Below are 1,343 nucleotides of genomic sequence, written 5' to 3'. Positions count from 1 at the left end.
CCGTGTATGGATGGCTCCTGCGGGTCAAGGATGTCGATCGGTTTGGGTGAACTAGTCGGCTGCGGCCATGTATACGGCGTCTGATCTGCAGCGGGATCGCTGCGCGCCCTGATGAAGTCCGCTTGGAGAACAGGTCCCACTCAATCGAGCGCGCTCGAAGCGCTTCGGATTGATCGGGGTGTCCTGGTTCTTCCTCTCCGTTCGTTCGCCATCACCTCACGTCGCCCTGACCGTTCGTTCAGCCATTCAGGCAGCAGTCGCCTGCGGCTGGTAGCGTGATCCGTCCCTGAGGACGGCAAAGATCGTTCTTGCCATGCGATGCGCCAACGCGATGGCGGCGACTTTTGTCTTCTTTCGGGCCAGCATGTCAGACAGCCAGTCCTGTCTCGGGCCGCACCTGTGTCTCACCATGATCTGCGACATGGCACCCAGATAAAGCAACCGCCGAATATACCGGTTGCCCATCTTCGAGATCCGCCCGATCCTCTGTTTACCGCCGGTAGAATGCGGCTTGGGGGTCAGACCGAGCCAGGCGGCGTAGTCCCTCGCGCAGTCGAAGTTGCCGACGTCCGGCGTCGTCGCCGCGATGATCGTCGCCGAGAGCTTGCCGACGCCTGGGATCGTCACCAGACGCTGGCTCGTCTCACTTTGGGCGTGGGCCGCTTCGATCTCACGCGTCAACCGCTCGATACGCGTGTCGGTGTCGACCAGCTGCTCGAAGAGCAGGCTGACGGGCAATCGGGCCGCTTCCGGCAGTTGATGCATTTGCGTTCGTAGACGGTCGACGTTCTGCGCCCCCTTCGCTGCGATGACGCCGAACTCCGTCATGTGGGCGCGGATCGCGTTGCAGATCTGCGTGCGCTGGCGGACCAGAAGATCCCGCGTGCGGTGGATGACCAGGACCGAAGAGCAAGCTTCGCTCTTCACGGCGACGAACCGCATCGAGGGACGCGTGACCGCTTCACAGATGGCGGCCGCGTCGGCTGCGTCCGTCTTCCCGCGCTTCACATAGGGCTTTACGTAAGACGGCGGCATCAGCCGGACGTCATGCCCCAGTCCCTGAAGCTTCCGCGCCCAGTCGTGAGCGCCCCCGCAGGCCTCCATGCCAATCAGGCATCGCGGCAGCTTCTCGAAAAACGCCAGCAACTGGCTTCGACGCAGTTGGCGACGCACGAGAACACGACCGTTCTCATCGATACCATGGATCTGGAAAAGGCTCTTCGCGAGGTCGATACCGACCGTAGCAAGCTCGGACATGGGTGGCTCCTCAGCTTGAGGCGACAACATCCCGACTATGCCCGAACGCAAAGCCGGGAGCAGGAGCCATCCACACCATCAATCGA

The 1,343-nt window shown here is 62.2% G+C and carries 1 protein-coding gene; it reads right to left on the bottom strand.

The window, feature by feature from the left end:
• Positions 1–246: 246 nt before the first annotated feature.
• Complete coding sequence (locus tag ACLBX8_RS31460; RefSeq protein ID WP_447716397.1) at positions 247–1,257, bottom strand: IS110 family transposase; 1,011 nt, start codon at positions 1,255–1,257, stop codon at positions 247–249.
• Positions 1,258–1,343: the final 86 nt, after the last annotated feature.

It is taken from the genome of Methylobacterium sp. D48H (assembly GCF_053345715.1).
Note: the sequence above shows the minus strand (reverse complement) of the source record. Positions and strands in the feature narration are given on the sequence as shown.